A 5391-nucleotide genomic window follows, 5' to 3' on the forward strand; every position below is an offset into this window, starting at 1 on the left:
TCTTTAATATGTTAATGTTTGTTCCATTGGGTGTTTTATTGCCGTTGATCCATCCAAAAATGAAATGGTTCTGGAGAGTATTCATTATTTCGATTGTATTTACACTTTGTGTAGAAATTTTCCAGTACATTTCTGGTAAAGGAATCTTTGAATTTGACGACCTTTTGCATAATACAATCGGAAGTCTAGCAGGTTACTTTTTAGTAATGGCCATCATGACAAGCATCGAGCAACGAAAGTTAAAACTAGCTCCAATTGTAAAAGCATTTGCTATTCCACTAATTTTTGTTCTGTTATTCGGTATAGCAAGTGTTGTATATTATGCACAAGAGTTTGGAAATCTGGCATTTAAGCCTGCACAAAAACAAAGTATGGAGCAAATTGATGTGCAACTAGAGACACAGCTCTCTAACAAATCGACTAATGCTTGTATGTATCACAATTCAGATGTTAGAGATATTAATAATTTTAAAGTAGTCTCACAATCCATCTCTGATCAATTTGCTCTACAACAGCAAGGTGGTATACGAATGGAAGGGGAAAATCGCCAGTTACAGCTGATAGATGAGGAAGGTGAATTCTATTACTTAACTTATTTCATGTCCAATGGTTCATGGTCCTTTTCAACTGATGCTTATAGCGAAGAGGCACCAAAAGTAGACATAGAACAGCAAAAACTGTATATGGAAAATTGGTTAGAAAGTGAAGGTTTATTCCCTAGTAATGCTACCTATCAGCAACAAGATGAACTTACCATTCGTTGGGATTTAGACGAGCTAGAGAATGTACAACTTACATGTGAGGATTTTTCTCAAGGATTTATCGTAGTTACACTTTCTAATCAGCAAATTCCTGATGACATCATTTATGATGTAAGTAATAACAAAATGTCCGGGGAGACGGAAATTATATCTCAGCAGGAAGCATATGAAGCATTATTAAATGGGGAGTTCAGCTTATTTAATCCTCTACAAAAAGGAGATAAGTTAAAGATAACGGATGTTCGCATAGACTATACTTATGATACGAAAGGTTATTATCAGCCTGTATATATTTTTATTGGTAACGTGAACAATCCAGACTCCACCGTTGAAATTTCAATACCAGCAATTAAATAAATAAAATAGCACTTTACTTTAACGTAACCAAAGTAAAGTGCTATTTTTAGTTAAGATATTAAATTTTAGTCTGATTGTTTCCATTACCGCCATCTACCACTTCTTCTCCCGCTTCTTTCACTTTTCCACTTATTTCTTTTATATCAGAAGTGATTTCTTTAGCACTCGAAATAATTCCACTTGAGTCTTCCTTAACTTGGCTAACTGGTCCAAGAATGTTCTCGTTTACTTTTTCATATAGAGATTGCGCATCGTTTATCGCATCTTTTAGAACCGTAGAGGCAGATTTCAGTCGCTCTTGTAAATCGTTTTTCACTTCTACTGGATTGTTTCTAACTTGGCTATACATATCCAATGTTGAGTCTTTCACGTTTTTCGTTGTGGATGTTACTTTATTTCTTGTATTGGAATCTAGCATTGCAATAGCAGCACCAATCACAGCACCCACTACTAAACCTTTTAAAAGCTTTCCATTTTTTTCTTCCTCAGCATTACTCAGTGAGTTGTTATACGTAGCAATTTGTGTCATTAATAATTCCTCCTGTCTGTTTTTTGAAATTGTTTCCTTACTACTTTAAGTGCCCTTTTTTCTTTTGTTTAAACTAATTGATTAAATTCCTTTTATCAGCTAATTAACATAATGTCTACAAATGAAGAAAAAAATCATGCAAGTATTAGATAGGAAAACAAGTAAATTACCACCTAATATTTTCCAAGTATTTCACCCATAAAAGACTCGATCTTTTAGAACGATATATCTCCACTTAAAGAAAAAACGCAAGAAATAAAAAAGCTTCCCACTAGTTATTACAACTAATGAGAAGCTTCTATTTTTAAACAATATATATGTTAACTTGTAACCTTATTGTACATAGTAACCCTTATGAATCATGGGTTAACACGGCTTATTACATCATGCCGCCCATTCCGCCCATGTCAGGCATACCCATGCCGCCTGCTCCTGCTGGTTCTGGAATGTCTGCTACTACTGCTTCTGTAGTTAAGAATAGAGAAGCTACAGATGCAGCGTTTTGAAGAGCTGAACGAGTAACTTTAGTTGGGTCCACGATACCAGCTTCGATCATGTTAACCCACTCGCCAGTTGCTGCGTTGAAGCCCATGCCGATATCTTCGCGTTTTAGGCGATCTACAACGATAGATCCTTCTAAACCAGCGTTGTTAGCGATTTGACGAACTGGCTCTTCTAAAGAACGAAGAACGATACGGATACCAGTTGCTACGTCGCCTTCTTTTGTTTCTGCAAGCTCAGCTACTTTGTTGTATACGTTTACTAGTGCAGTACCACCACCAGATACAATACCTTCTTCTACAGCTGCGCGTGTTGCGTTTAGTGCATCTTCAATACGAAGTTTGCGTTCTTTTAACTCAGTTTCTGTTGCTGCTCCAACTTTAACAACAGCTACTCCACCAGCAAGTTTAGCAAGACGTTCTTGAAGTTTTTCTTTATCGAATTCAGAAGTTGTTTCTTCTAATTGGCCACGGATTTGAGCAACACGGCTAGAGATGTTTTTCGTATCTCCGTTACCTTCTACGATTGTTGTGTTATCTTTTGTTACTACTACTTTAGAAGCACGTCCTAATTGAGTGATGTTCGCAGATTTAAGGTCTAAGCCTAAGTCTTCTGTGATTACTTCTGCACCAGTTAGAATAGCGATATCTTCAAGCATAGCTTTACGACGGTCACCGAATCCAGGAGCTTTAACAGCTACTGCATTGAATGTACCACGTAATTTGTTCACTACTAGAGTAGCTAACGCTTCCCCTTCTACATCCTCAGCGATTAGTAAAAGTGGTTTACCTTGTTGAACTACTTGCTCTAGCACTGGTAAGATTTCTTGAATGCTTGAGATTTTTTTGTCTGTGATTAAGATATATGGGTTGTCTAGGTTAGCTTCCATTTTATCTGAATCAGTTACCATGTATGGAGATGCATATCCGCGGTCGAATTGCATACCTTCTACCACATCAAGCTCTGTTGTGAATCCTTTAGATTCTTCGATTGTAATAACTCCGTCGTTACCAACGCGCTCCATTGCCTCAGCGATTAACTCACCAACTTCTTCATCGCCAGAAGAAATAGCAGCTACTTGAGCGATCGAATCTTTACCTTCGATTTGTTTAGAGATTGCTTTAAGCTCTGTTACAGCAGCAGCTACAGCAAAGTCGATACCTTTACGGATACCAACTGGGTTAGCTCCTGCAGTTACGTTTTTAAGTCCTTCACGAATCATAGATTGTGCAAGAACCGTTGCTGTAGTTGTACCGTCACCAGCGATGTCGTTTGTTTTAGAAGCAACCTCTGCTACTAATTTTGCACCCATGTTTTCAAAAGCATCCTCTAGCTCGATGTCTTTTGCGATGGTTACACCATCATTCGTGATAAGTGGTGAACCAAATTTTTTCTCTAAAACTACGTTACGACCTTTTGGTCCTAATGTTACTTTAACAGCGTCTGCTAATTTATCTACTCCACGTAGCATTGCACTACGAGCGTCTTCACTAAATTTAATTTCTTTTGCCATGTTAGTATGCCCTCCTAATTGTTCTTTTTAATTTCTTTTATTAGCCGATTACAGCAAGAATATCGCTTTCGCGTAAGATTAAATAGTCGTGGCCTTCATATTTTACTTCAGTTCCAGCATATTTAGAGAAGATAATACGGTCCCCTTCTGTTACGTCTAATTCAACGCGGTTTCCGTTTTCTAGTACTCGTCCAGTACCTACTGCAACGACTTTACCTTCTTGTGGTTTCTCTTTAGCAGAGTCTGGAAGTACGATGCCAGATGCTGTTTTTTCCTCAGCTTCGATTAATTCGATTACAATACGATCACCTAATGGTCTTAACAAGTGAAACTACCTCCCTAAAATAAGTTGAATTTAATATTTATTAGCACTCTCACACTTTGAGTGCTAACACACTTATAATAATAATTAAACTACGTAAAATTTGCAAGTCAGAACCTAAACTTTTTTTAAAATTTTATTATCTTCTTTCTCCTCTTAGATAATGAGTATTTTGTGCGTAAGCAAGTCCCTTTTAAATACTAAAACTATCCAAGAATAAAATAGCTAACAAGCGATTTTATTTTAGTTTTCCATTACAATAAGGCTAGCACATATAATAATTACCAGCATGCTATGCAATAGAATCTTTATAGAAGACGGAAAGGATATTTAGATGAAAAAACAACAAACAGCCTTATACATATTAATCACCTACTGTGTCATGCAGCTCTCCGGAATCATCTTTGCTTCTCTGCTATTTATGGTTTTTAAATACTATAACCTGGAAAATCCTATGTTACTGGCTAACGGCTGGTGGACTTTCATCGGAATGGGGACTGCAACAATCATCACTTTACTTATCATCCGAAAAGACAAGAGCTTTATCCGACCTTTAAAGGGACAAGCTTCGAGCACACTCAAATCAGTTGCCTGGGGAGTTTTGGGATTCATAATGGTTTTGTACGGCCAGGCCCTTGCTGCTAATATTGAGATCAAGTTTTTTGGAATCGAGCCCGGTTCTGAAAATACACAAGATTTCATGGAACTAGCTAGTTCGGTGCCCTTTGTTTTTTTCTCTATCGTGCTCTTTGCCCCAATCTTAGAAGAGCTCATCTTCCGTCGTATCATTTTCGGAACATTATTACCTAAAACAAACTTCTTTGTAGCAGCACTTATAAGCTCACTGTCCTTTGCAGTCATCCATTTTGAGTTTACGCACATACTAATATATGCTGTGTCTGGTTTTATATTCGCATTCATTTATTATAAGACAAAACGAATCATTACTTCTATTATTGCCCATATGCTTTTAAACGGATTCGTAGTAATTGCACAACTATATAATGAAGAAATCATTAACTTCTTTGAAAGATTAGCAGAAATGTTGCAATAAGGAGGAATCACTATGACTTTTTCATTTACGAAGCTTCCTATAATAGAAACAGAAAGACTTATTCTTCGAAAAGCAACCGAACAAGACTCCGACGACATTCTAGAATTGTATGCCAATGAAAATGTTGTACAGCACATGCCACTCGATCCGTTTAATTCTATTGAAGATGCAAAAGGCGAGATTAGTTGGTACGAGAAAATATTTTTGGAGCAAACTGGTTTGCGTTGGGTAATAGAAGAGAAGGTAAACAAAAAAGTGATTGGTACGTGTGGTTACTTGAACTATGAGGTTGAACACAACCGAATAGAAATAGGATATGACCTCTCCCCTAGATCATGGGGAAAGGGAATTATG

General features: G+C 37.0%; 6 protein-coding genes. 3 read left to right on the forward strand and 3 right to left on the reverse strand.

Annotated elements, in window-relative coordinates; genetic code table 11:
- A partial coding sequence (locus tag AC06OU_RS14985; protein ID WP_475856845.1) for a VanZ family protein occupies positions 1-1118 on the forward strand: 1118 nt, incomplete at its 5' end.
- A 58-nt stretch (positions 1119-1176) separates the two neighbouring features.
- On the opposite strand, the gene AC06OU_RS14990 is transcribed toward AC06OU_RS14985, so the two are convergent.
- From AC06OU_RS14990 to groES, 3 genes are all read right to left on the reverse strand, one after another.
- On the reverse strand, positions 1177-1647 hold the full coding sequence (locus AC06OU_RS14990; protein ID WP_475856847.1) for a YtxH domain-containing protein: 471 nt from the start codon (positions 1645-1647) through the stop codon (positions 1177-1179).
- Positions 1648-2026: 379 nt separating this feature from the next.
- A complete protein-coding gene (gene groL, locus AC06OU_RS14995) occupies positions 2027-3661 on the reverse strand; it encodes a chaperonin GroEL (RefSeq protein ID WP_169360457.1) in 1635 nt (544 codons plus the stop codon).
- 40 nt (positions 3662-3701) lie between these two features.
- Positions 3702-3986 (reverse strand): co-chaperone GroES, encoded by a 285-nt coding sequence (gene groES, locus AC06OU_RS15000; RefSeq protein WP_169360458.1) that lies wholly within the window; start codon positions 3984-3986, stop codon positions 3702-3704.
- 331 nt (positions 3987-4317) lie between these two features.
- Here groES and AC06OU_RS15005 point away from each other — a divergent pair, with 331 nt between their 5' ends.
- The gene (locus AC06OU_RS15005) at positions 4318-5037 is read left to right on the forward strand and encodes a lysostaphin resistance A-like protein (protein ID WP_475856850.1); all 720 of its coding nucleotides are present in this window, start codon (positions 4318-4320) and stop codon (positions 5035-5037) included.
- Positions 5038-5049: 12 nt separating this feature from the next.
- The coding region (locus tag AC06OU_RS15010) for a GNAT family N-acetyltransferase (RefSeq protein ID WP_475856852.1) at positions 5050-5391 on the forward strand (342 nt) is incomplete at its 3' end.

Source organism: Psychrobacillus sp. (genome assembly GCF_056205495.1).

Excerpts from the sequence above, each read along its gene's own strand:
- groL (WP_169360457.1), bottom strand. The coding sequence starts at position 3,661 with ATGGCAAAAGAAATTAAATTTAGTGAAGACGCTCGTAGTGCAATGCTA.
- AC06OU_RS15005 (WP_475856850.1), top strand. The coding sequence starts at position 4,318 with ATGAAAAAACAACAAACAGCCTTATACATATTAATCACCTACTGTGTC.
- AC06OU_RS14990 (WP_475856847.1), bottom strand. The coding sequence starts at position 1,647 with ATGACACAAATTGCTACGTATAACAACTCACTGAGTAATGCTGAGGAA.